The 24783-nt window shown below is 63.4% G+C and carries 22 protein-coding genes and 2 tRNA genes; 8 read left to right on the top strand and 16 right to left on the bottom strand.

Going from position 1 to position 24783, the window contains the following annotated elements; genetic code table 11:
* Position 1: 1 nt before the first annotated feature.
* Positions 2-967, bottom strand: coding sequence for a diacylglycerol/lipid kinase family protein (locus AB4074_RS00410; RefSeq protein ID WP_441411635.1), 966 nt, complete (start codon positions 965-967; stop codon positions 2-4).
* A 150-nt stretch (positions 968-1117) separates the two neighbouring features.
* Between AB4074_RS00410 and AB4074_RS00405 the strand changes: the two genes are divergently transcribed.
* From AB4074_RS00405 to AB4074_RS00385, 5 genes are all read left to right on the top strand, one after another.
* On the top strand, positions 1118-2068 hold the full coding sequence (locus tag AB4074_RS00405; RefSeq protein ID WP_441411634.1) for a J domain-containing protein: 951 nt from the start codon (positions 1118-1120) through the stop codon (positions 2066-2068).
* A 44-nt stretch (positions 2069-2112) separates the two neighbouring features.
* On the top strand, positions 2113-2580 hold the full coding sequence (locus tag AB4074_RS00400) for a tRNA (cytidine(34)-2'-O)-methyltransferase (protein ID WP_441411633.1): 468 nt from the start codon (positions 2113-2115) through the stop codon (positions 2578-2580).
* A 225-nt stretch (positions 2581-2805) separates the two neighbouring features.
* The gene (gene sigK / locus AB4074_RS00395) at positions 2806-3402 is read left to right on the top strand and encodes an ECF RNA polymerase sigma factor SigK (RefSeq protein WP_236811936.1); all 597 of its coding nucleotides are present in this window, start codon (positions 2806-2808) and stop codon (positions 3400-3402) included.
* A gap of 1 nt (position 3403) precedes the next feature.
* Positions 3404-4282 carry an anti-sigma factor gene (locus AB4074_RS00390; RefSeq protein WP_441411632.1) on the top strand — a complete coding sequence of 293 codons (879 nt, stop codon included), beginning with the start codon at positions 3404-3406 and terminating at the stop codon, positions 4280-4282.
* A gap of 79 nt (positions 4283-4361) precedes the next feature.
* Positions 4362-5123: a MerR family transcriptional regulator gene (locus AB4074_RS00385; protein WP_441411631.1), complete on the top strand. Its 762-nt coding sequence runs from the start codon at positions 4362-4364 to the stop codon at positions 5121-5123.
* A gap of 90 nt (positions 5124-5213) precedes the next feature.
* On the opposite strand, the gene AB4074_RS00380 is transcribed toward AB4074_RS00385, so the two are convergent.
* From AB4074_RS00380 to AB4074_RS00355, 6 genes are all read right to left on the bottom strand, one after another.
* Positions 5214-6587: a GntT/GntP/DsdX family permease gene (locus AB4074_RS00380; RefSeq protein ID WP_441411630.1), complete on the bottom strand. Its 1374-nt coding sequence runs from the start codon at positions 6585-6587 to the stop codon at positions 5214-5216.
* Entirely contained in the window at positions 6584-7129 is a 546-nt protein-coding gene (locus AB4074_RS00375; RefSeq protein WP_441411629.1) for a gluconokinase, read from the bottom strand. Before AB4074_RS00375 ends, AB4074_RS00380 begins: the two co-directional genes overlap by 4 nt.
* Before the next feature lie 74 nt (positions 7130-7203).
* On the bottom strand, positions 7204-7983 hold the full coding sequence (locus AB4074_RS00370) for a PIG-L deacetylase family protein (RefSeq protein WP_441411628.1): 780 nt from the start codon (positions 7981-7983) through the stop codon (positions 7204-7206).
* 5 nt (positions 7984-7988) lie between these two features.
* Entirely contained in the window at positions 7989-8942 is a 954-nt protein-coding gene (locus AB4074_RS00365) for an electron transfer flavoprotein subunit alpha/FixB family protein (protein WP_441411627.1), read from the bottom strand.
* A gap of 14 nt (positions 8943-8956) precedes the next feature.
* On the bottom strand, positions 8957-9757 hold the full coding sequence (locus AB4074_RS00360; protein ID WP_284991530.1) for an electron transfer flavoprotein subunit beta/FixA family protein: 801 nt from the start codon (positions 9755-9757) through the stop codon (positions 8957-8959).
* A gap of 273 nt (positions 9758-10030) precedes the next feature.
* Positions 10031-11719 (bottom strand): trypsin-like peptidase domain-containing protein, encoded by a 1689-nt coding sequence (locus AB4074_RS00355; protein ID WP_441411626.1) that lies wholly within the window; start codon positions 11717-11719, stop codon positions 10031-10033.
* A gap of 331 nt (positions 11720-12050) precedes the next feature.
* Here AB4074_RS00355 and AB4074_RS00350 point away from each other — a divergent pair, with 331 nt between their 5' ends.
* Together AB4074_RS00350 and AB4074_RS00345 are read left to right on the top strand one after the other, a co-directional pair.
* Positions 12051-14150, top strand: a complete 2100-nt coding sequence (locus AB4074_RS00350) for a TPM domain-containing protein (RefSeq protein ID WP_441411625.1) — start codon at positions 12051-12053, stop codon at positions 14148-14150.
* Positions 14151-14250: 100 nt separating this feature from the next.
* A complete protein-coding gene (locus AB4074_RS00345; RefSeq protein ID WP_441411624.1) occupies positions 14251-15039 on the top strand; it encodes a PspA/IM30 family protein in 789 nt (262 codons plus the stop codon).
* Between the two features lie 59 nt (positions 15040-15098).
* Here the strand turns inward: AB4074_RS00345 and AB4074_RS00340 are convergent, their stop codons facing one another.
* The 7 genes from AB4074_RS00340 to AB4074_RS00310 all read right to left on the bottom strand — a co-directional run bounded on the left by AB4074_RS00340 (position 15099) and on the right by AB4074_RS00310 (position 20713).
* Positions 15099-16235: an acyl-CoA dehydrogenase family protein gene (locus AB4074_RS00340; RefSeq protein WP_441411623.1), complete on the bottom strand. Its 1137-nt coding sequence runs from the start codon at positions 16233-16235 to the stop codon at positions 15099-15101.
* Between the two features lie 65 nt (positions 16236-16300).
* On the bottom strand, positions 16301-17233 hold the full coding sequence (locus tag AB4074_RS00335) for a cytochrome b/b6 domain-containing protein (RefSeq protein ID WP_441411622.1): 933 nt from the start codon (positions 17231-17233) through the stop codon (positions 16301-16303).
* Positions 17234-17323: 90 nt separating this feature from the next.
* Positions 17324-18295, bottom strand: coding sequence for an electron transfer flavoprotein subunit alpha/FixB family protein (locus AB4074_RS00330; RefSeq protein WP_441411621.1), 972 nt, complete (start codon positions 18293-18295; stop codon positions 17324-17326).
* A gap of 13 nt (positions 18296-18308) precedes the next feature.
* Entirely contained in the window at positions 18309-19076 is a 768-nt protein-coding gene (locus AB4074_RS00325) for an electron transfer flavoprotein subunit beta/FixA family protein (protein ID WP_441411620.1), read from the bottom strand.
* Between the two features lie 187 nt (positions 19077-19263).
* Entirely contained in the window at positions 19264-19635 is a 372-nt protein-coding gene (locus AB4074_RS00320) for a VOC family protein (RefSeq protein WP_441411619.1), read from the bottom strand.
* 183 nt (positions 19636-19818) lie between these two features.
* On the bottom strand, positions 19819-20112 hold the full coding sequence (locus tag AB4074_RS00315; protein ID WP_441411618.1) for a hypothetical protein: 294 nt from the start codon (positions 20110-20112) through the stop codon (positions 19819-19821).
* Between the two features lie 524 nt (positions 20113-20636).
* Positions 20637-20713 (bottom strand) — tRNA-Met (locus tag AB4074_RS00310).
* Between the two features lie 266 nt (positions 20714-20979).
* Here AB4074_RS00310 and AB4074_RS00305 point away from each other — a divergent pair.
* A complete protein-coding gene (locus AB4074_RS00305; RefSeq protein ID WP_441411836.1) occupies positions 20980-21351 on the top strand; it encodes an IS1/IS1595 family N-terminal zinc-binding domain-containing protein in 372 nt (123 codons plus the stop codon).
* Between the two features lie 157 nt (positions 21352-21508).
* On the opposite strand, the gene AB4074_RS00300 is transcribed toward AB4074_RS00305, so the two are convergent.
* Both AB4074_RS00300 and AB4074_RS00295 read right to left on the bottom strand, forming a co-directional pair.
* Positions 21509-21582 (bottom strand) — tRNA-Met (locus AB4074_RS00300).
* A 190-nt stretch (positions 21583-21772) separates the two neighbouring features.
* A complete protein-coding gene (locus AB4074_RS00295; protein WP_441411617.1) occupies positions 21773-24781 on the bottom strand; it encodes a UPF0182 family membrane protein in 3009 nt (1002 codons plus the stop codon).
* Positions 24782-24783: the final 2 nt, after the last annotated feature.

Here is a 24783-nt window from a genome sequence, read left to right as displayed (position 1 = left end):
GTTAGGCCAATACCCGCAGTGCGCCCGGAACCACCTCGATGTCCAGTGGAAGGAGACCGATCCGCTCGCCGTCGGCGTAGGCCACCACGTTCTCGGCGGCAAGGCGCACTGAGCGCACCCGGCGGATTTCCACGGCCGGGTGCCGGGTGTGCCGTCCGGAGAAGACCTTCGGGAAGACCGCAAGGAGGGCCAGCCGGGACAGGGGCTTGACGATGAACAGATCCAGCAACCCGTCGTCGGGCGCGGCATCCGGGACGATGCGCATGCCGCCGCCGATCGACTGGGCGTTGGCCACGGAGATCAGCATGGCACCCTCGTGCGATGCCACGCCGTCGGCAGTCACGGTGTAGTTGATGGCCCGGAACGATCCGAGCTCCCGGAGCATCGCAAGGGTGTAGCGGAGGGCGCCGCGGGGCCATCTCCAGGAGTTGGCCCGTTCATTGACAGCGGCGTCGAACCCCGCAGATACGGCCCCGGTAAACCAAATGGTCCGCCCGCCAGTGGTGATGCGGCCTGCATCGAGCACCCGGCCACCGTCGGCGAGCGCCGAAATCACGCGGGCGCAGGAGCCCTCGACATCCTGCAAAGGCAGCCCAAGCATCCGGGCAACGTCGTTTCCCGTACCCACGGGAACAATCCCGAGCGGCAACCCGGTCCCGCTCAGTGAGTTGACGCCCAAATGGACCATGCCGTCGCCGCCCACCACCACCAAGGCTTCGGCGCCGGCGCGAATCGCTTCGTCTACAGCTTCCCGCAGGGCGTCCATGCTGTCGCGCCGAAGTACGACGACGTCGAGGCCCGCCGCGCGGAGGCAACGGGCGGCGTCGTCCCCGGCAAGGGCGTGCCGTCCAAACGCTGCGGTTGGATTGACCGCCAGCACGACCCTTCGGCGGGAGGACCCGTCCAACCCATCAGGGCCGGTACTTGGTTGGTCAAGGGGATGGTCGGGGCCGGCCGCGGAGTTCACAGCATGAATCATGCCATCGGCAGGGGCGTGATCAGGGGAACTAAAGCCCGGGCCGCCGTCGTTCTCATGGTGGGCTGGCTAGACTTGCCAAGATCGCCGCTCCGCACCGGGACGGCGGGAACCTTCAGAATCCCAGAGAAAGGCCCGTGGTTGGCTCAGGGCAGCAGTTCCCACTATCAGATCCTCCGGGTTCCCGTCACCGCGACGGACAAGGAGATTAAAGTGGCCTACCGGAAGGCCGCGAGGAACGCCCACCCGGACCATGGCGGGGATCCTGAGGTTTTTCGACAGGTCACGCTCGCGTACGAGACCCTGATTGACCCCAAACGACGCGCGGAGTACGACCGCCGCTACGCGAGCGGCGGTTCCGGCAGGGCGAACCCCTTCCCGGCGCAAAGACCGGACTACGGCGCTCCCGGACCAGAACCCCGCACCACCGCCGGTGTCCACCGGCCGAATGCGCCGCGCAACACAGCTGGCGACGCCCCCGTCTACGTACCGCCCTTCGATGATCCCCACGAGGTGCCACTGCTGTCCAAGGGCGAGGCCGCCCTGCAGATCCACGGGATTCCCCGGAAGCGTGGAATCTTCGGCGCCGAAGCCCGCATTCAGCGCGAAATGCGGACAGTCCAGCTCATCAGCCGCCAGATTCTGCCTGCCATCCCGTCAGCACGGCTCGTGAACGGGCTTCGCTCCCCCTCGGACGACAGCCACATCGATCACGCCCTTCTTGCCGGCTACCGACTAGCGCTCATCGGTTCCATGCTCCTGCCCAAGGGTGCCTACGCCTGGGACGGCGTCGCGCTCAAGCACGGCGGGCGTTCGGTGCCTCCGCCGCAGCTCGAGCTGATCGTTCGCCACATGCAGGAGATCTTCCCGGAACTGAATGTGACGGGTTGGGTGGTAATCCATAGCCCGGACGGCAACCCGCACGAACCGGTCATCGACCATTACCGGCGCACGGATGGAGACTTCGGTTTGGTGCAAATCGTCAACGCCTCCGGGCTGGCCCGCGGCCTCAAGCAGTTCCTGAGTTCGGGTCCCGCACCAAACACCGTGGTTGTTCCGGTCCTGGCCCGGCTGCTGCGCGGCATGCACTGAGCCTGCAGGAAAAACCCTGTATTTTCGCTGGCTAGGATTGATACGTGTTCCGCATCCTCTTCCACACCCCTGAAATCCCGGGCAACACGGGAAACGCCATCCGGCTCGCCGCCATCACCGGCGCGGAGCTGCACCTTGTGGAGCCGCTGGGCTTCGACTTCTCCGACGCGAAGCTGCGCCGCGCGGGACTTGACTACCACGACCTCGCGGTGGTCACGGTGCACAAGGACATCGAGGCCGCCTGGGCGGCCTTGCAGCCCGAGCGCGTCTTCGCTTTCACGTCCGACGGCGAATCCTCCTACACGGACATTGCCTACGAGGAGCGCGACGTATTGCTGTTCGGCCCCGAGTCCGTCGGGCTTCCGGACTGGCTGAAACAGGACCCTCATGTCACGGCCCGCGTCCGGCTCCCCATGCTGCCATCCCTCCGCTCGCTGAACCTTGCCAATGCCGCCTCCATCGCGGTGTATGAAGCCTGGCGCCAACACGGTTTTGCGGGCGCGAAGCTCTAGCAAGACTGCCTGGCCGCCGGGCACCCCCTAGCTCACCTCCGCGGGTCACCCATCCAAAGCTCCCCCTGCGCCGAATACCCTGTGCAGGCACCAACAGCCTGGGCAGGCAGCTGGCCTGCGTGGCAAGGTGCCGGTGAAGCGACGGCCGCGGAAGGGGCGCAGGTGACTACCCTCAAGAGTGCTTCTGGTACTGCCAGGGTCACGAGCAATCTATGCTGGACGGTGATGGATACACCGAATGTGCGAGGCCCCGAGGCCCCCAGCGTGATTGCCGGCTCGAATGCGCAGCTTGCGGAATTGCTGGGGTTGATGGCCGACGGCGATCGTGTCGCCTTCAGCGAGTTCTACCGCCTCACTGCGCGGAGGGTCTTCGGCATGGCCAAGCGTGTCTTGGTGGATGCGGGCCTGAGCGAAGATACCACCCAGGAAGTCTTCATCCAGGTCTGGCAGAACGCGGGCAAGTTCAATCCCGAGGCAGGCAGTCCCCTCGCGTGGCTCATGACCATCACCCACCGGCGCGCCATCGACCGCGTCCGCTCGGCCCAGTCCGCCACGGACCGCGAAGCGAAATATGGTGCCGCGAGCCAACTCCTTGACCACGATTCGGTGGAGGAAGAAGCGAGCAGCCGGCTTGAAGCCGAGGCCGTCACCCGTTGCCTTGGCACCCTGACGGAAACGCAATTGGAATCCGTGCGGCTCGCCTACTATGGCGGGCTCACGTACCGGGAGGTAGCTGAACAACTCGGTGCCGCGATTCCGACCATCAAGTCCCGCATCCGCGATGGACTTCTCCGACTCAAGACTTGCCTGGGGGTGAGCTGACATGACCGAACACGATGACAACAAGCAGAATGCCGGGAAGGAAGGCCTCCGCAGGATGTTCGCCACCGATATAGCCACTGATCTCGCCGAAGGCCGCGTCCTGGAACTCGCCGAGATTTACGCCCTCGATGCCTTGAGCGACGCCGAGAGAGCGGAAATCGACAACTACATTGCCACCGCACCTGTTCGTTCCGCGTTCCTTGAGCGGGTCAGGCAGTCACGCGAGACTCTTGCCGCTTCCTTCACCGACGAGGCGGAACCGCGGCCTGGGCTCTTGGAGGACATTCTGCGGCAGCTCCCGCAACAACCACGCACTGCACAAACCGGCACAGCTTCCGCGCCGTCGTCGGTTCCCGAGGTGCCGGCTGGCCCCGCAGCGCACGTTTCCCCCGACGTCGTCGACCTCGCCGCCGCCCGGAACCGGCGTGATCGCCGACGCTTCGGCGGCGTCCGTGGTTGGGTGGCAGCCGCTGCGGCGGCCGCGGTTATTGCGCTTGGCGGTATCGGCGTTGGCGTCTACGTGGCCGGGCAGAACGATCCCGTGAACCAAGTACTGCAGGCCGGCGATGTCCGTCAAGCCACGGTCGACGTCAACGGCGGCGGCACGGCCACCGTGTCCATCTCCAGCTCGAAGAACGCCGTGGTGGTCCGGATGAACGGAGTTCCCGCTCCCCCGGCCGGCAAGGTTTATCAGATGTGGCTTATTCCCAAGGATGGCTCCGACCCTGTCTCCCAAGGACTCATGGACGCCCAGGCCTTGAGCCATCCGGCGGTTGTCTCGGGCATTGCCAGCGCGGCGTCCATCGGCATCACGGTTGAGCCCGTGGGCGGCTCCAAGAAGCCGACACTCCCGACGGTCGCAGCAGCGCCCCTCACGTAAAGCGAGGGGCCCTGCCCCGCCGTGGGCTCTTAGCGGCGGGGCTTGACCTTGACGTAACGTCAACTTCTACGCTGGACACATGAAGCAGGACAAGGCAGGTACCTGGACCATTTCCGAACTGGCCAAGGCCAGCAAGGTTTCCTCGCGGACCTTGCGCCACTATGACCAACTCGGACTATTGGAACCTGCCCACACCGGACACAACGGCTACCGGTACTACGGCCAGCCTGAGCTGCTGCGACTGCAGCGGATCCTCCTGCTTCGTGAACTTGGCCTTGGGCTCGAGACCATCGGCGAAGTTCTGGATGGCCAGGCCGATCCCGTGGAGGCACTCGCCGTGCACAGGAACTGGCTGCTGGCCGAGCGCGACCGGCTGGACCGGATGTCCCGGACGGTCGACGCCACTATCGCAGCACTACGTCAAGGAGAAACCATGACCGCGGAGAACATCTTCAAGGATTTCGACAACAACCCCTACGAAGCCGAGGCGCGCGAGCGCTGGGGCGATCGCGCCGTCGACGCGAGCAAGGCCCGGCACTCGGCAATGACAACGGCCCAGAAACAGGCCTTCATGGAGGAGTACGCGGCGCTGAACCAGGATCTCGCCCGCTGTTTCGACGCCGCCCTTCCGGCGGATCACCCGGACGTCCAGGCAGCTGTCGGCCGGCACTACAAGTGGATCTGCGAGAGTTGGACCCCCAACGCGGAATCCTATGTAGGCCTGGGACAGATGTATGTGGACGACCCCCGGTTCGCCGCCAATTACGACAAGGTCAGGGTCGGCCTGGCGCCCTACCTACTGGAAGGCATCAAGGTCTACGCGGCAGAAATGCTCAGTTAGGGCATTCCTCAAGAAAAGTACGACGGCGGCCCGTCCCCTTGGAATCAAAGGGGACGGGCCGCCATCGTACTGGCTGCCAAGCAGCCGACGCTAAATGATCAGCGAGAGCACCATGATGAAGCCGAAGCCGACCACCGAGATGAGCGTCTCCATCACCGACCACGTCTTGAACGTCTGCCCGACCGTCAGGCCGAAGAGTTCCTTCACGAGCCAGAACCCTGCGTCGTTGACGTGGGACAGGAAGAGCGAGCCTGCACCGATGGCCAAGGCAAGGAGCGCGGCATGCGTCGGACTCAGGCTGCTTGCCAACGGAGCCACGATCCCTGCAGCCGTCACGGTGGCAACTGTCGCCGAGCCCGTGGCCAGCCGAAGCGCCACAGCCACAAGGAAGCCCAGGACCAGCACGGACATGTTGGCGCCTTCGGCCCATTTCTTGACCGCGTCACCGACGCCGGCACCGATGAGGGTCTGCTTGAAACCGCCGCCCGCGCCCACGATCAGCAGGATCGCGGCAATCGGCCCGAGGCTGTTGCCGAGCTTCGCGGTGATCTTGCTTCCGGTGAAGCCGACGGCGTAGCCGAAGGTCACCATGGCGGCGAGCACAGCCAAAGTCATCGCAACGAGGGGCTGGCCAATGAAGTCCAGGACTGTGCGGATCATCGGGGCATGGGCGGCGTCAGGCCAGACAATGTCCGCAACGGCCTTCAGGAGCATGAGCACCACCGGGAAAATGATCGTCAGCAAAGTGACAAGGAAGGTCGGTTGGCGCTTGACGTCGCTGAGATCGACGGCGTGCTTGGTGTCGATACCGCCCGCCACCGCGGGGGCATCCACGGGAACCCAACGCGCGGCCAAACGGGAAAACAACGGTCCACAAATGATCACTGTGGGGACGGCCACCAGGAGCCCAAGAGCCAGGGTGGTTCCTAGTTCAGCCTTCACGGCGCTGATGGCGATGAGTGGGCCGGGGTGCGGCGGGACCAGGCCGTGCAACACGGACAAACCCGCGAGCGCCGGAATGGCAATGCGCATGAGCTTCATCTGCGAGCGCTGGGTGACCAGGACGATCACCGGAAGGAGCAGGACGAGGCCAATCTCGAAGAACATTGGGAGGCCGATGATGACAGCAACCAAGGTGATCATCCAGACCACCTTGTTGCCGCTGGCTTTCTCCAGCAAGGTGTCCACCACGCGGTTTGCGCCGCCGGAGTCCGCCAGGAGCTTGCCCAGCATGGCGCCGAGGGCAATCAGAAGCCCGACCTCTTTGAGGACGCCGCCCACGCCGTCTTCGAAGTTGCTGACCACCTTGTCGAGGCCGACTCCCGATGCCAGGCCGACGAAGGCCGAACCAAGCACGAGGGACAAGAACGGGTGGACCTTGAATTTGGCGATCAGCAGGACGATCAGCGCAATGCCGATGGCCGCGACGACAAGGAGTTGGGTATCGTGCCCGGTCCAGTTCACGCTGCATCTCCGGTTGTGTGTGCGGTCTGTGCCTCAAGGCCGAGCCGTTCGATGATTTCGTCCGCTTCTTCAGCCGGAGAAGCGGAGACGCACAGTGAGATGTGGTTCTCGTCCTCGGTGGGCGCCTCCAGTGCATCGAACTGGGATTCCAGCAGCGAGGCAGGCATGAAGTGTCCGTGACGCGAAGCCAGCCGGTCGGAAATCTTGTCCTTGCTCCCTTGGAGGAAGACGAACACGACGCCCTCCCCGCGGAGGACATCCCGGTAGCGCTTCTTCAAGGCCGAGCACGTGATGATGCCCGGCTTTCCTGCTGCGGTACGCTCCTTGATCCAATCGGCAATGATGTTCAGCCAGGGCCAACGGTCCTCATCGCTGAGTGCGTGCCCCGCCTGCATCTTTGCCACGTTCGCTTCCGGGTGCAGGTCGTCGCCCTCGGCGAGGTCCCACCCCAGCCGGCCGGCCAATACGCCGGCCACTGTCGATTTACCGGAACCGGAGACACCCATGATCACCAATACCGACTGTTGTGCAGTCTTCGCCATCAAAGTCTGCCTCTCTCAATTAAATATGATTTAAACGAGACTAAGCATATGACACAGGTTACACATCAGCAATTTCAGAAACCGGCGATGGTTTGGGAACCGTTGACTTCCACCACATGGAACGCCTCGGCGCTGCGCCCGTCGGGCATGCCGGCGCGCGAGGCATTGTGCCGGAGCATGCCTCTGACAGCCCGTTCCATGCCCCCCAGATCGGGGTGCTGGCTTGCATGGATCCGGATAGCAGCCAGTTTCGCGTCGATGTGTTCGGTCACATCCACGAAATAGTTCTCACGGGTTTCGGGACCGGCGAAGAGCCACAGCCATGGCAGTTTGAAGGCCTCGAGACCCGCTGCGGCCAGTTCCGGGTAGGCGAAGGGGTTCTCAACCGCGGGGTACACCGCCCGGGTCACGATCTCCCCCACTGCGAGGTGGTCGGGATGGCTCTTCTGTATCCTGTCCCAATTGCGTTCCGGGTGCATGGCAAGGACGACGTCGGGGCGGATTTCGCGGATGAGCTTCACCACTTGCTCGATGACCCCATGCGTCGGTTCCAGGTATCCATCGCGCTCATGGAGGTAGTGCACATCCGTCACGCCGACGAGGGCAGCGGCTTGTCTCTGTTCCTCTGCGCGCATGGAAATGATCTCTTCGCGGTGCGCAGGATCGAAACCTCCGGCGTCGCCGTCGGTCATGACGCAGTAGCTGACCTCGACGCCGGCAGCGGTCCAGGCAGCGATGGTGCCGGCCGCGCCGAAGTCAATGTCGTCCGGATGGGCGGTAAAACAAAGCACCCGCTCGACGCGCTCCGTGGAGGCGTTGAACGGGCTCTTCGCTGACGTGGCGTCAGAAGACAAAGGGATCAGCCTTTCCGCTTTTTGATCTCTTCGGTGGCCTGCGGAACAACCTTGAAGAGGTCGCCGATGATGCCGAAGTCCGCGATTTCGAAGATCGGCGATTCAGCATCCTTGTTGATCGCGACGATGACCTTGGAGGTCTGCATACCGGCCTTCTGCTGGATCGCTCCGGAGATGCCCGCCGAAATGTAGAGCTGCGGGGACACGGTCTTGCCCGTCTGGCCAACCTGGTAGTCATGACCAATCCAGCCTGCATCCGTGGCGGCGCGGGAAGCCCCGAGTGCGCCGCCCAGCGCGTCGGCCAGTTCTTCCAAAGGACCGAAGTCGCCGTCGACGCCGCGTCCGCCGGCAACCACGATCCGGGCTTCGGTGAGCTCGGGACGGCCGCTGACCGGCTTTTCTGCACGCCCGGTGACCCGTGCGGCATTCGCAGTGGCATCGGCCCGGACGTCGATAGTGACGGTTTCGGGCGTGCTTGCCGCGGCCGGGGCCCCGACGTCGACGCTGTTCGGCTTGACTGTGAGCACGGCGACGGCGGTGCGCGCCTTGGCCGTGGTGGTGTACGAGCCTGCCAGGACCGACTTGTGGGCCGTGCCGTCGGCGTCGACGCCCACGACATCGGTGATGACCCCGGCGTTGAGCTTCACGCCAAGACGGGCCGCGATTTCCTTGCCGTCGGCGGTGTTCTCCAGCAGGACGGTCTGGGCTCCGGAGGCCGCAACGGCCGCAGCAAGATATGCGGCTTTCGGCGCAACCAGGTAGTCGTCCAGGTCCGTAGCGGACGGGCGGTAAAGAGCCGAAACTCCTTGCGTACCCAGGGCGGCCGCGACGTCGTCGTGCAGTTCGCCGTTGACGGCAGCCACTGCTTCCCCGAGGGAACGTGCGATCGTCAGGAGTTCCAGGCTGCTCTTCTTGAGCGCCGCGCCCGGGTTGTCAATGAATACAAGTGCTTTTGCCATGTGTCGGAATCCTCTTAGAGCAGCTTCTGGGCGGCCAGGAACTCAACCAGCTTGATGCCGGCGTCGCCTTCGTCGGTGATGATGGTGCCGGCAGTGCGCGGCGGCCGCGCTTCGGCGGTCTCGACGGCGGTCAGCGAACCCGCGGCGCCCACCTGCGCGGCATCGACGCCGATATCGGCCAGCGTGAGTGCGGTGATTTTCTTCTTCTTGGCTGCAAGGATGCCCTTGAAGTTGGGGTATCGCGGCTCGTTGATCTGGTCCGTCACGGACACCAGCGCGGGCAAGGTTGCCTCCACGGTGTCCGCGTGGGCGTCACCGTCACGACGCGCTACGATGCGTTCGCCGTTGACCTCCAGGGAGGAAGCGAAAGTCACTTGCGGGAGTCCGAGCCGCTCAGCGAGCTGGGCCGGAACCAAGGACGTTTCGCCGTCGGTCGAGGCCATGCCCGTCAGGACGAGGTCCACGGGCGAGTCGGCGCCAAGATACCGGATCGCCGCGGCGAGAGCCAGCGAGGTGGCGGCGGCGTCGGAACCGGCCAACGCGTCATCGCTCAAATGCGCTCCCGAGGAGGCACCGATCTGCAGGGACTTCTTGACGGCGTTCACGGCACCGGCGGGACCCATGCTCAAGGCGATCACCTCGTTGCCGGCCTTGGCACCTCCGCGCGCTTCGCTCAGCTGCAATGCGGCTTCAAGCGCATATTCGTCCAGTTCGGACAGAATGCTCTCGTCGCGGTCCGTGGTGTTGCCTGGGCCGGTGAGGTGTCGGTCGAACTGCGCGTCCGGGACGTGCTTGACCAGAACAACAATCTTCAATGTATCTCCCACTGTGTTCGAGGCAGCCTTCCATACTCGGGGATGGCCAGCAACTAGGCGCATGGCCAAGAGTGCCCGGCGTACGGGCTCGTCCTAGCTAAGCATATTGCGGGACAAGTCGGACAACGGCGCCGCGTTAACTCCTGTTTCGCGGATCGCATCGCTTACGGCAGCAAGAGCACGCGACGACGGCGGGCCGCACCGGTGGTGCCGCCCGCCGTCATCGACTGCTTGTTGGTTTCCGTCCTGGAATCCGTTGCTACTGGGAAGCTGTTACGGCGCAGCATCCAGTGTCACGTCGAGCTCCTGCGACTGGCCGCTGCGCTGGATGGTCACCTTGACCGTTGCTCCTGCCGGCTGCTCACGGACAGCCGCGGTGAGTTGCTCGGGATCGCTGATGTCGATGCCGGCGAACTTGGTCACGACATCGCCCACCTTGAGCCCGGCCTTCTCAGCTGCCGAGCCCTTGGTAACAGCCGCAACCTGCGCGCCCACCGAGAACCCGGAGCTGCTCCCCGTGGCAGACTTAGGCTGCACGCTGACGCCGAACTGCCCATGGGTGGCCTTGCCGTTCTTGATGAGTTCCTGCGCAATACGCTTCGCGTTGTTGATGGGGATACTGAAGCCCACACCAATGTTGCCGCTGGAGGAAGACGAGGAACTGTTGCTTCCGGCGGAAGCGATCGCCACGTTGACGCCAATGATCTCGCCCTTGGTGTTGACAAGCGCTCCACCGGAGTTGCCCGGGTTGATCGGCGCGTCGGTCTGGATCACGTTGAGCGAAACGGTGCCCTGGCCTGCACTGCTCTGGCTCTGGCCACCGCCTGGAGGGGCGAATTGGAATCCGCCCTGGCCGCCGTTTTGCGAATTGTCGGAGCCGCCGTTGGGAACAGCCGAGGACGCCACGCTGATGGTGCGGTTGAGCGTGGACACGATGCCGTCGGTGACCGTGCCGGGCAGGCCGAGGGGAGCGCCGATGGCAATTGCGTTGTCCCCGACGTTGATTTTGCTGGAATCACCCAGGGTGGCCGGCACGAGGCCGGAGGCGTTGTCCACCTTGATGATGGCGAGGTCCGAAAGCGGGTCCGTCCCCACTACCGTCGCCTTCAGGACGCGTCCATCGCTCAACCGCACTTCAATCGCGGCGTTGGCGCTGGCACCGTCGAGGGTTACCACGTGGGTGTTGGTCAGGATGTGGCCCTGGTCGTCGAGGATGATGCCCGAACCGGTGCCGCCCTGGTTTCCGCTCGAGGCCATGATGGTCACGACGCTCGGCGAAGCCTTGGCCGCGGCTGCGGTGATGGCGTTGACGTTGTCCGTGTTGTTGACAATCACGGTTCCCGTCTGGCCGCTAGTGGCCGCCGCCGGGGTCCGGCTGTTCAACAATTGATCGCTGGCGGCCACAACGCCTCCGCCGACGAGACCGGCTGCCAGGATGCAGGCCACCAAGGTCCCGACGCCGAAGGCCGGCTTGCGCTTCGGGCTAGCCGCCGGACCGCCCGGGTGGGCCGGAAACTGCTGCGTGGGATAGTGCTGCGCAGGGTTCGGTCCGCCATAGAAGGGCTGGTGCTGCGGGTAGGGGTGTTGCGGTCCCGCGCTGTGCTGGGGCGCTCCGTATTGGGGCGCTCCGTGTTGGGGTGCGCCGTGCTCCGGAGCGCTGTGCTGTGCCTGGATCTGCTCGGTGGCGTTTTCGGCCCGACCCTGGGCCCACGGTGCCGGAGCTACCGGGCCCTGCGCTGTGTGAGCCGGCTGCGCCGTGTGATCCGGCTGCGCAGTGTATTCGGGCTTCGCAGTGTATTCGGGCTTCGCAGTGAAATCCTGACCCGGCTGGTATGCCGGCAGCGGGGCCGTAGGCTGGGAATTGCCTTGCTTGTCCGCCTCCGCCTGGCCGGCGCCCTCAGGACCATGGTTCTCGGGGCCATTGTTCTCAGGCGCGGCGCCCTGTGCTGGGTTCTCCGTCATGGGACTTCCTTTCTTCCTCGTCCCCTTAACTATCGTCGCTCTTGCTGGATCAAGAGTCGACGTTCGCTGGGAGCTTGCTGAACGCCGTCATCGGAATGGCCCTGTGCCCTCGAATGGCGCCGACTAGCCCCTCAACGCTGGAGAAGGGAGGATCTCTCCCCGTTTCGCTGGCGGCATATTTGCCGCTGTGGACGCTCCAAAAGGTGCACCATAGTATCAAGTGGAATTGCCACAGCGACCTGCGGCTTGATAACCATGCGTGGGGGCGCTGACGCATTCTGTTTCGATTGTTCCGGCCCGGACCAATCGCAGACGTGCTGAAGGGTTGCACATGCGGTCAATGTTGAAACGTGTACTCGCCGTCATCGGCCTGGCCGGAATGCTGGTCCTCCCGGCCACCGCAGCCTGGGCCGAGGGTCCAGTGACAATCCCCTCCGGCCAGAACATCGTGGACAAGGCGAATGTTCTGGGCAACCGCAAGGGCGAGGTCCAGGATGCCATCCAGAAGCTCCTGAAGGACCACAAATACAACTTGTATGTGGTCACCGTGGATTCCTTCGACAACCCCTCATCGCCCGCAGACTGGGCCATGGCTGTGGCCAACAAGAAGGGTATGGGCAAGGCTGACGTCATTCTGGCCATCTCCACGGCCGGTCAGTACTATTTCGCACCCAACTCTGCAAGCGCGATCTATTCCAAGAGGTCAACCATTTCGTCCAATGCCATCGCGGCCAACCTGGGCGCAGGCAAGCGGGACTTTGCCCAGGCAGCCATCGACACTGCGGCCGCCGTCGGCGACGCCGCCGGTGGGGGCAGCGGCACGGTTCCGAGCGGCAACTCGGGTGCAGCCGTTTTGATCGGCGCGGGTGTTGTTGCGGCGGGCGGTGTGGGCACGTACTTGTACTTCCGTAACCGCCGCAAGAAGGGCCAGGCATCCGGAACGAGCTACGGCCCGCAGGGAGAACAGCTCGATCCCCTGGCCTCGTTGAGCATCCCGGACTTGCGGCGAAAAGCCGGTTCCCTGCTCATCGAAGCGGATGACACCATCAAATCCAGCGAACAGGAACTCGGCTTCGCCCAGGCGCAATACGGCGATGCCGCCGTCGGGAACTTCACCAAGGCATTGCTGGAAGCCAAGAACCACATGACCGAATCCTTCAAGCTGCAGCAACAGCTCGATGATCACATCCCGGACACCGAAGAGCAGCAGCGCAGTTGGCTCGGCGAAATCATCCGACGCTCGGAGGCAGCGCTCGAGTCGCTGCGCGAGCAGAAGGCCGATTTCGACTCCCTGCGCGAACTCGAGAAGAACGCGCCGCAGGCTTTGGCCACTGTTGCCGCCGGCGCCAACGAAGCCGAGGCAAAGATCAGCAGCGCGGAGCAATCGCTCAATGGCCTGCGCGAGAAGTACGCAGACAGCGCACTTGGCCACGTGAGCGACAACATCACCCAGGCCAAGGACCGGCTTGCCTTCGTCCACAACGCGACAACGACGGCCCAGGAAAAGCTCGCCGCAGGTGAGAGCAGCCTTGCCGCAGTAGCAGTCCGCGCTGCGGAAGAGGGCCTGCACCAGACCAACGTGCTAATCGACGCCATCTCCAAGGTAGCGGGCAGCCTCGACGAAGCCCGGAACTCGCTGGAGGGCGCCGTGGTGGAGACCAGCCAGGACCTGGCACAGGCCAAAGCGATGATCCAGTCCGGCGAACACCAGGAGCTGGCTGGCCCGGTTGCTGGAGTCGAAGCCGCACTGGCGCAGGTCAAACTTGAAATCCAGGGCGGGAAAATCGATCCCATTGCCACCTTGGACCGCGTGGAGAAGGCGCACCAGGCCTTAGACCAGTCCCTCTCGGGTATCCGTGACCAGCAGGAACAGGCAAGGCGTGCACAGGCCGCGCTCCAGCAGACCATCATGGCTGCCCAGTCCCAGATCAGCGCCACTTCGGACTACATCGCGGCGCGACGCGGCGGCGTGGGCACCGAGGCGCGTACCCGGCTGGCCGAAGCCCAACGGAATCTCGACTACGCCCTGTCCATTTCCCGCAATGACCCGGTCACCGCACTGACGTACGCCCAGCAGGCCCAGTCGCTCGCTGCACAAGCCGCGCAACTGGCACAGTCCGACGTCGATCAGTTCGGTGGCTTTGCCAACCAAGGCTACGGCCGTGGCGGCATGTTCGGTGGTGGAGGGAGCGGTGGCGGCCTCGGCGGAGCGATCCTCGGCGGCATCCTCATCAACTCCATCCTGCACGGCGGCGGAGGCGGCTGGGGCGGCGGAACCAATGACGGCGGAGGCGGAGGCTTCTTCGGCGGCGGCGACGGCGGTGGGGGCGGAGGCTTCTTCGGCGGCGACGGCGGTGGGGGCGGAGGCTTCTTCGGCGGCGACGGCGGCGGCGGAGGTGACTTCGGCGGCGGCGACTCCGGCAGCTTCTAGCTCACGAAGACTAGGTGGGGGCCTCTCCCCCGCGTAGAAGGATACAAAAACTGATCACTGGATTCAGTGGGCACCACTGAGCAGGACGAAAGGCAACACCATGGTTAAGCAGTCCATTTTCGGGCGGATCGCACAGCTCGCCAAGGCGAATATCAATGCCTTGCTCGACCAGGCTGAGGACCCGCAGAAGATGCTGGACCAGATGGTCCGCGACTACTCGAACAACATCGCCGAGGCCGAGTCCGCCGTGGCGCAGACCATCGGCAACCTCCGCATGCTCCAGGCCGACTACAGCGAGGACATCAAGAACGCCCAAGACTGGGGCAACAAGGCCCTCGCGGCCTCCCGCAAGGCGGACGAGTACCGTGCTACCGGTAGCGCGGCCGACGCCGTGAAGTTCGACAACCTTGCCAAGGTGGCCATCCAGCGCCAGATGTCGGCGGAGAACGAGGCCAAGGCCGCCGAGCCCAACATCGCGTCCCAGTCGGAGGTCGTGGACAAGCTCAAGAGCGGTCTCGACCAGATGAAGGGCAAGCTCAACGAGCTCACCAGCAAGCGCAATGAGCTGGTTGCCCGCTCCAAGACGGTTGCTGCCCAGACCCAGGTGCACGACGCCCTCAAGAGCATCGACATCATGGACCCCACCAGCGAGGTGGGCCGCTTCGAAGAGAAGATCCGCCGCGAAGAGGCCAAAGTCCTCGGCCAGCAGGAACTTGCGGCCTCCAGCCTGGACGCGCAGTTCAACCAGCTTGAGGACCTCGGAGAGCAGACGGAAATCGAGGCCCGGCTGGCGGCGTTGAAGTCGGGCGGTTCGAAGGCTGCGATCGGAGCCGGCGCCGCCGCTCCGGCAGATGACACTGTGGACGAAGCCGACTTCGACAAGCTCTAGTCCCACCAAACGAAGGGCCGGACCTCATGGGGTCCGGCCCTTCGTGCTTGCTGCGTGCTTTATGCGCCTACAGCGAGTCGTCCAATGATGAGCCGCATGATTTCGTTGCTGCCTTCCAGGATTTGGTGGACGCGCAGGTCCCTGGCAATCTTCTCGAGGCCGTATTCCGACAGGTATCCGTAGCCGCCGTGCAGTTGGATGGCCTTGTTTGCGACATTGAACCCGGCGTCCGTGGCGACGCGCTTCGCCATTGCGCACAACCTCACGGTGTCCGGGGCGCCGCGGTCCAAGGCGTCTGCGGCACGGAGGATCAAGGTCCTGGCAGTTTCGAGTTCCGTATCCATGTCGGCGATTTCAAACAGCAAGGACTGCTGGTTGATGAGCGGGCCACCGAAAGCCGAACGTGACTTGAGGTAGGCGATGGACTTCTCCAGGGCCGCCTGGCCGCCTCCCAAGGAACAAGCGCCCATATTGACCCGGCCTCCGTTGAGGCCCTTCATGGCGATGCCGAATCCGCTGCCTTCCTCGCCAAGCCGGTTCGCCACCGGGACCCGTACGTCCTCGAAGATGACCTGACGCGTGGGCTGGGCATTCCATCCCATCTTCTTTTCATTCGGGCCGAAGGACAGGCCCGGCGCGTCCGAGGGCACAACGATCGCGGTGATGCCCTGGCTCCCCGTGTCGGCAGTCCGTGCCATGACCACATAGACGCTGGAAACTCCTGCGCCCGAAATGAACTGTTTGGTGCCGTTAAGAACGTAACTGTCGCCGTCGAGCACTGCTTTGGTGCTCAGGGCAGCGGCGTCCGAGCCTGCTCCCGGCTCCGTGAGGCAATAGCTGCCCAGTGCTTCCATGGACGCAAGCTGCGGCACCCATTGGGCCCGCTGCTCATCGTTGCCGAAAGCATCGATCATCCACACCACCATGTTGTGGATCGAGATATAGGCCGCGATGGTGGGGTCTGCCTTGGAAAGCTCCTCAAAGATCAGCGCAGCATCCGTGCGGGAAAGCCCCGAGCCGCCGAACTCTTCCCGGACATAGATGCCTCCCATGCCGAGGGTGCCCGCTTCGCGCAGGACATCCACAGGGAAATGCTTGGTCTCGTCCCATTCCGCGGCGTGCGGCGCAATGGCCGTTGTGGCGAAGTCGCGCACCATCTCCACCACCGCTTGCTGGTCCTCTGTGAGCTCAAACATTGGCACTCCTTTGCAGTTCTTCCCAGTTCTCCGGGTTGTCCGGTATTTCTGGCTATTCGGTGCGTTTACTTGCTGACTTTGCCCATCAGCGAAGCGACAGGGCGAAGGAACAGCGGCCTCGCGAGGAACCACGCGCCCACAATCACCAGGAGGGATACGGCGAAAATGCCGAAACCAACCCAGTTGATATCGTCGCTGCCGCCATACATGTGGTTCAGGTTGCGCAGCGCCCCGGTGGCGAGCACCAGGGTGACGTGCACGATGGTGAAGAGCACGAAGTACACCATCACCGGGAAATGCACCGCTCGGGCCAGTTCGATGGGATAGATCTTGTTCACCGTGCCGGCCTTCTTCGGCCATGCAGGGGACGTTCGCAGGCCGGTGATGATGGCAAGCGGGGCGGCGATGAAGACCGTGACGAAGTAGGTCAGCAATTGAAGGGCGTTGTAGTTCACCCAGCCGTCCTCAGTGGGCCAGTTCAACGATGCGTACTGGAGGGCGGCGGAAAGGGCGTTCGGGAATACATCCCAGCTGGTCGGAATGATCCGCATCCATTGCCCGGTGGCAAAGATCACGATGACGAAGATGATGCCGTTCAACACCCACAGGGCATCCAGGGTCAGGTGGAACCACAGGTCCAGGCTGATCTTGGTTGGCGCGTTCTTGGTCCGGATGAATCCTTTGTTGTTTCGGGTCCATTGGGCCGGAGGCCTCTTGGCTGTGCGGACCTGCCAACCGGATCGAACGATGAGCACCATGAAGAAGACGTTCAGGAAATGCTGCCACCCCAGCCATGCCGGGAAACCTACAGGGGCGTTCGCCGGGAGGCTGGATGCGCCTGGGAACTCGTGCAAGAACGACTGCACACCCGACAGGCCCGTCAACCATTTGGCAAACAAGACGATGAGCAAAAGTGCGAGCAGCACGCCTGGAACCACCCAAAGGGGTTGGGACCATTTGCTTTTGGCTGCTGTCGACTTTTTGGCGGGGGTGGACATCTTCTCAGGCACCTCTCGGAAGAACTTTGCAATCAGGGACGCATCAAGCTAACAGGCTTTGGACCGAAGCGGCCAAAGCCTGTTACGCCGTCAGTTTGAACGGGCCTTGACGGCCTCGATGAGTTTCGGGACCACCGTGAAAATATCGCCCACGATTCCGAAGTCGGCCACCTCGAAAATGGGCGCGTCCTCGTCTTTGTTGATGGCCACAATGGTCTTGGCGGTCTGCATGCCTGCGCGGTGCTGGATGGCTCCGGATATTCCCAATGCGATGTACAGCTGCGGGGACACGCTCACACCGGTCTGGCCCACCTGGGCCGTCTGGGCAATGTACCCGGCGTCGACGGCTGCGCGTGACGCACCGATCGCCGCGCCCAAGGTGTCGGCAAGCTGTTCCACCAGCACGAAGTTCTCGGACGAGCCCAAACCCCGTCCCCCGGAAACCACCGTCGACGCAGTCCGAAGCTCGGGCCGGGCCGAGACGGCGGCATCGTCGTTGAACTGGTCAATGATGGCGGCGCCTTCTTCTCTGGCATCGAGGGACACCGTCTGCAGGTCTGCCGTTGCTGCAGGAGCCTGGCCTTCGATCGCCCCCTGCCGGATGGTGAGGATGGGCAGCCCGCCTTCCACCACGGACTCGACGGTGTAGGCCCCGCCAAACACCGAATGCTGGGCAACAACGGTTCCGTTGTCGCTGCGCACCTGCACGACGTCGGCGAGCATGCTCCCGCCGACCCGGACAGCAAGCCGGGCGGCAGCTTCGCGGCCGTCCACCGAATTCGCGGTGAGGACGGCAGCCGGCCCGTAGGCTTCGACGGCCCCGCTCAGGGCATCCACGGCGGGTGCCACCAAAACAGTGCCGGCGGCAGCTGTCACAGCCGAGTAGATCCTTGCCGCGCCCAGCTCACCCAGGCGCGCGACGTCGTCGTCCGCCAGCGGTGCCGAGGACACGACGACGGCGGCCGGTGAGCCCAGCGTGGCTGCGGCAGCCAGCAGCCCGCGGGCGGATGCGGCAATCTCGCCGCGGTGGGAAATTTCAATGAGCACCAAGACGTTCGACATTTCTTTTCCTCCCTCAGACCAGGCGGTTCGCAACGAGGAACTCGGCGAGCTCGTCGGCCGCGGTCCCGTCATCGATGAGTTTTCGCCCGGCCGCGCGCGGCGGCCGCTCAACGGTGGAGACCACTACGGTGCGGCTGGCGCCCGCCGGGACGCCAAGCTCGGCGGCGGACAACGTGGTGACGGGTTTGCGCTTGGCCGTCAGGATGCCCTTGAAGTTGGGAAACCGGGCCTCCGGGAAACGCTCGGTCACAGTGATGATGGCGGGCAGTCCGGCACGGACAGTGAGGGTTCCGCCCTCGCCCTGGCGAACGCCGCTCACGCCGTCGTCGGCGATTTCCGCGGAGATCAACGAACCCAACAGTGGCAACTGGAGATGTTCGGCAACCATGGCGGGCACGACGCCGGCGCGGCCATCCGTCGATTCGTTGCCGGCCATCACCACGTCGAACCCGGTAGACCTCAGTGCAGCCGCCAGCGTTGCGGCCGTTCGAACGGTGTCGGCGCCGGCCAGGGAATCATCCACGATGTGAACCCCGGAATCGGCTCCCATGGAGAGGGCCTTGCGCAAGGACTGGGTGGCGTCATCAGGACCCATGGTCATTGCCACTACTTCGGTGCCTTTGTTGGCATCCTTGATGCGCAACGCGGCTTCGAGGGCGCGCTCGTTGATTTCATCGACCACGGAGTCGGCAGCCTCACGGTCGAGCCGGCCGGTTGCCAGGTCGAGCTTCCGTTCCTCAGCCGTATCCGGCACTTGTTTGACGAGCACGACGATCTTCATTCAACAGCTCCCTCGATGCAAATGGCTGACGCTTGGAATCGAGAATACTAGGAACTCCTAGTATTTACCATGGAGCGAGGGAAGGAATGCTTGGAACTCCTATTGATTCTGCCGGGATTGGGGATTCTCCGCGCCGGGCACGGCGATCCGGCCCGGCGGCAGGTTGCAGGCTTTAGAAGCGATCGATCTAGCCCTGGCGGATTCCGAGGGTGTTCCCGTCGGGATCACGGAACCAAGCGCCGCGGGCCGGGCCGAGCTGGGCGATATGCCCTGTCGTGGCGAGCGGACCCTCTGTGTAGTCGAGAAACTCAACGCCCTTGGCGGCCAGGTCTTGGACGACCGCCTCGATGTCGTCCACTTCGAAGTGGGCAAGGGTGTGCTCCGTAGTGGTAGGCGGACGCTTGAAGACCGAGATCTCACTGACGGGGCCGCACCGGTACCGTACGCCTACCGGAGTTTCCCAGAGGAAGGTCAGCCCCAGGATGCCGCCGTAGAACTCTTTCGCCCGTTCCAGATCCGTGACCGGAATTGTCGCCACGACCATGCTTGCGCTGATCATCTCGGCCCTCCTCAGGGCGGCCCATTCCGTCAGGATGAACAGGCCATTCGGCCCAAGTGTGGTCCTCGAGGAACTGGACTGTCAACGCTTGAAGCGTTCGGATCGGCGTGGGTCACGCGGCCGGACTTGTCTCAGCGCCACGCGGAGCATGCGCCCGTCGCCGTCATCGCGAAGCAGCGCCCATTAGTTGCGTCCTGAGAGCCCAGGGGACACATTGTTGCTTTGCACGGCCATCACCACGCGGACAAGCACCGACAACGCTGTGACCACAAGGATTCCGGCGAAGTTGGGCTGGAATTCCAAGACCAGTGCCCCGTTTTCGGTTCCGGCGGTCGCGGTAAACAGACCCGGAAGGGTCGCCGGGGAGCCCGTCGAAATGGCGATCACGCTTGTGGCCACACACAGAATGAACGACAGTGCCAATCCCCCGGCCATTCCGCCCATGGCCGTACCAATAATTTTCGATGCCGTATTCATCGAAGCTCCTCCTCAAGTCGGTCGACGCTGAGCCCAGCCTGAAATCCACTGATGAAGCTTTGTTCCCTCGCCCAAGAAAGTAGCCCGATATTTCGCCTCTCAGGGGTCGACCTGGTCAAAATCCGTACAGATTTGCCAAAAATCAGTGTGTTTTGGGCAATCTCAGTGTGGATCTCGCCGCTTCTACGTGTGGAAAAACGATTCACCCTGATCGGCCCGCATAGCCTTCTGAATCCGTGTCCAAGACCATGTCCAGATCGACAGCATCTGCGCACACCGTTGGATTCTGCTGGATCATTCTCTTGGCTGAGGTTGCCGGTCCCGTGATTCCGCGGGCCCGGAATTTGTCCATTCGAATGATTGAGCAGAATCCGGCATCCGGGCGAAGACAAGCCCGGGCGGACATGACCCGCTCGGGATATACACACGTTTTGTCCTATAACCCTTACTTCAGGATTCAGAAGGCTGCAAAAAGGGAGTTAAACCAAAGAGTCCGCCCAGCCGGGCGGACTCTTTCGTTTATTTGGTTGCGGGGACAGGATTTGAACCTGTGACCTCTGGGTTATGAGCCCAGCGAGCTACCGAACTGCTCCACCCCGCGTCGCAAAATCAACTCTACCGCACATTCACGGACACCCTTGACCACTCGGGTGTGGGCTGCGGCACGATGGGAACTGAGGCCTCAAAGGGAGCCCTCGGGATGAAAGTAACAGGCCCTGAGAGGCGGGGCTATTGTCGCCGGTGCTCGGCGCCGTCCTGACCCTCTTTGCTTTGGGAAAGCGCTTGCGACACGGCGGGTCGCGTCATTTGGGCGCCCAGGCGGCTCAAAGAAGGTCAGGACGGACGTGACAGGACTGTGGTCAGGCGCTGGGACGGAACGGAAAAACGGCCGCGGGCAAGCAGCGCTACCGGTGCCCGGTCTGCGGGGCTAGCCGCTCCGGTGAACGCCCGGACGTCAGCCGACGCTCAGAGCCCGAAGGGTTCCCTGACTGGCTGAAGGGCACCTCCGGTCAGTCTTCGCCCACCTCATTCGGCGCCGCCCGGTCATTCCGCCGCCGCACGGCCTGGTGCTGGAACGTTACCCCGCGGATCCCGGTGACCGGGGAGGTCCATGACCAGATCCAAGTCGACGGGAGCTACGATCGATGGACATTGTCGGATTCTGCTGGATCATTCTCTTCGCCGAAGTTGCCGGTCCCTGATTCCGCGGGCCCGGAATTTGTCTATTCGAATGATTGAGCAAAATCCGACATCCGAGCGAAGACGATCCCTGGGCGGACGTGCCAGGCCCGCACCGCCCGCGCGTTCTACCCATCCCGCACTCCACCACCCACAAATCGGTGGAAAACAAAAAGATCCGGCACAGTGTTTCCACTGTGCCGGATCTTATCTCCAGTTGCGGGGACAGGATTTGAACCTGTGACCTCTGGGTTATGAGCCCAGCGAGCTACCGAACTGCTCCACCCCGCGTCGCAAGAACTACTTTACCTGCAGGTGAATGTCAGGCCAAATCGAAACGACGTGACCTCCGTCTCCCCGGCCCTGCGGCCAAGCTGCAGGGGCCACCAGATCAAAAGGAAGACCGGGCCAGCCCTGGTTCAGGGCCGGCCCGGTCTTGCAAAAACCCTCAGCTATGCCGAAATCGGCCAGCTGGAGTCAGCTATTTGCTTGGCGAGGGCGACGGGCTCGCCGACGGGCTCGCGGACGGACTCGCCGAAGGGCCGGCACTTGCCGACGGAGCCGGGGTGACACCAAGCCGGGACTCGGCGTCGAGCGCTTTCTGTATTGCCGCGGACAGGAGGCTCTGCTGGGCACCGTATCCGGCGAAGTCGCCCTTGGCCAGCGCAGCCTGGCCATCCTGGATGGCCTTGTTGGCCTGGTCCAGCGCAGCCTTCAGCTGGGCCTGTGCATCCGCAGCGGCCGGTGGCGTGGTGGTCCCCGGCGGAGTGGGGGTCTGGCCGTTATTTGCCGAGTCTCCCGCCGAGGCCCCCGAGTCGCCCCCGAACAAAACCTTCAGCGCGGCATCCAAGGTGGAGGCGAACCCTACCTTGTCGCCGAATGCTACGAGCACTCGCTGAAGCGTTGGATAGGACGTTTCACCCGTTGACTTCACGTACACCGGCTGCACGTACAGCAGGCCGCCACCCACAGGAAGCGTCAGAAGGTTGCCGTTGAGCACATCCGAGGCTCCTTGCCTGAGCAGGTTGAGTTGCTGCGACACCTCAGGATCAGAGTTGAACTTGTTCTGGGCCTGGCCCGGGCCTGGAACCTGGGTATCCGTGGGCAACTGGAGCAATCGCAACTGGCCATACGAGTCTGCCTTCACCCCCTTCTGGTTACCGGCGTCGGAGTCGGCAGCCAGGAAGCCATACAAGATGTTCCGAGCGTTACCGTTGACTACCTGTGGAATGAACGAGGAGGTCAGCTGAAACGCCGGCTTGCTCTGGCCAGGCATCTGCAGGGACAGGTAGTACGGAGGCTGCCGGACGGGATCAGTGACGGTGGGGTCGTTCGGGACGCTCCAAGCGTCGTTGTTCTGGTAGAAGCTGTCCGCGTTGGTCACGTGGTAACGGCCAAGCAGCTCCTGCTGGACCTTGAAGAGATCCTCCGGATACCGCACGTGGCTCATCAGCTGTCCGGACATCTCCGAGATCGGTTTGATGGTGCTGGGGAAAATCTTCTGCCAGGACTTGAGGACGGGGTCCTGGTCATCCCAGGCGTACAGTGTCACTGAGCCGTCGTAGGCGTCAACAGTGGCCTTGACCGAGTTCCTGATGTAGTTGACGGAGTTGTTCGGCAAGACCGCAGTGCGCCCGGAGGTCGTTTGCGAGTCAGCGGTGGCGGTTTGCAGTTGTTGCTGCTGAGAGTAGGGAAAGTACTGGCTGGTGGTGTAGCCGTCCACAATCCACTTCACCCGGCCGTCAATAACCGCGGGATAAGCGCTGCCATCCACGGTCAGGTACGGAGCGACCTTTTGAACTCGATCGCGCGGGGAGCGGTCGTAGAGGATCTGGGACTTCGCATTGACGCCGTCAGACAAAAGCAGATCCGAGGACTGGAACTTGATGGAGTACAGGAGGCGGTTGAACCAGTTACCGACGTTTGGGCCACCATTGCCGGTGAAAGTGTACTGCGTCTCGGTGGTGCTGTCCGTGGCGGCAGGACGGTCCTGCTCGCGCTGAGGAGCACCGTCCGGGGCGCCGACAACGGAGTAGTCAGGCGAATCTTCGCCGAAGTAGATGCGGGGCTGGTAGCTCGCATCGCTGCCGAGGCTACCCATCGACGGGATGCCGGACAACAGGAAGTCCGGCTTGCCGTCAACGGTGACCGTGTTGCCCTTGGCCGCCACGACGCCGTAACCGTGCGTGTAGACGATATGCCGGTTGACCCAGGTCTGCTGGCTGGCGTTCAGCCCGTCCTGGTTCAACTCGCGGACAGCGATCACGGTGTCCTGGGTCTTGCCGTCCACGGTGTAACGGTCGACGTTCAGGGCCTTGGGGAACTGGTAGTACGGACGGTACTGCTCCAACTGGGAGAACGCAGAAGAGACAAGGTTCGGGTCCAACAGCCGGATATTGGCGGTGGTCTGCGCATCCTTGGCAAGCGCCCCGGTCTTGGCATCCGTGGTGGCGTTGTAAGGGGATACCTGGATCTTATCCAAACCGTAGGCGGCCCGGGTCATCGAAATATTGCGATCGATGTACTTGTTTTCCAACGTCTGCTCGGAGGGACGGACTTGGAACTGCTGGATAACCCAAGGGTAGACGCCACCGGCAAGGATGGACGTGATGATCAGCATGGCCGTGCCGATCACGGGCAGGCGCCAACGCCCGATCACAGCGGCCACAATGAAGAGGATAGCCACCAGACCCGCGGCAACGGCCAGGATTGTCTGCGTTGGGATCACGGCGTTGACGTCGGTATACAGGGCGCCCGCCCAGTGTCCACCTTGGTTTTGAACGGTGTCGTAGACGTTAAGCCAGAAGTTGGCTCCAAGCAGCAGCAGGAAAACGGCCCCGGTCACGGCGAGGTGGATTTGGGCGGCACGGCTGGTGAAGATGCCGCGTTCCATGAGCCGGATGCTGCCATAGAGGTAGTGGGTGAGGATTCCCGCGATTCCGGCAATCACCACAACGCTCATGAGGAAACCCGTGACAAAGCCAAGGAACGGCAAAGTCATGAGATAGAAGCTGATGTCCAGGCCAAACTGGGGATCGGCCTGGCCGAAGGGTACCTGGTTGAAGAACAAAAGCACCGATTGCCACTGGCTCGCGGCCGCGCTGCCTGCAAAGAGGCCGAACAGCACGGGGATGCCGATCATGACCACGCGTCGCACGGGTTCGAGTTGGGCCTGGTACCGGTTCAGGTTGTCCCTGACCTCGGAGTCCGGAGCGTAAACGGGCCGTGCGTGGTAGGCAACGCGGATTGCGTAGAAGACCGGCACGAACATCAGGACGAAGCCGGCGAGGAAGTTCAGGATCCGGGCCAGGTTCTCCCTGAAATAGACTTCGAAGAAGCCCAACTGCTGGTACCAGAGGACGTCTGTCCACACATTGGCGAAGAAAATGAATCCCACCACGGCGACGGCGACGATGATCAGAGTTGGAGTGAGTGCACCCCGTCTCCGCTGCGGTCTTCCGGGCGGGCTGGTGCTGGCTGGACGGGACAAAC

The organism is Arthrobacter sp. 2MCAF14 (assembly GCF_052115645.1).
In the GTDB taxonomy this organism is placed as follows: Bacteria; Actinomycetota; Actinomycetes; order Actinomycetales; family Micrococcaceae; genus Arthrobacter.
This window is presented reverse-complemented; position numbering and strand designations above follow the sequence as displayed.